Source organism: Bacillus sp. SIMBA_031, from assembly GCF_046535225.1.
In the GTDB taxonomy this organism is placed as follows: Bacteria; Bacillota; Bacilli; order Bacillales; family Bacillaceae; genus Bacillus; species Bacillus velezensis.
Genome location: NZ_JAWRXC010000751.1, coordinates 1 through 230, shown reverse-complemented (window position 1 = coordinate 230; position 230 = coordinate 1). Strand labels below are relative to the sequence as shown.

Annotated in this window: 1 protein-coding gene; it reads left to right on the top strand. The window is 54.3% G+C overall.

Annotation, left to right across the window (positions count from 1 at the left end):
- Positions 1 to 230 (top strand): hypothetical protein (locus SB724_RS22065; RefSeq protein WP_410573246.1); only part of this gene is annotated, 230 nt, incomplete at both ends.

Genomic DNA, 230 nt, shown 5'->3' with positions numbered 1-230 from the left:
GACCGACCGTCCTTTATTACCGGCGGAGCACAATGCGCTAAAACAGCTGGTGACCAAACTTGCGGCGGCAACGGGGGAACCCAGCAAACAGATCTGGCAATCGATGCTGGAACTTTCCGGGGTGAAAGATGGCGAGTTAATTCCAGCGAAACTGTTTAACCATCTGGTGACCTGGCTACAGGCGCGTCAGACGCTAAGCCAGCAAAATACGCCGACGCTGGAATCACTAC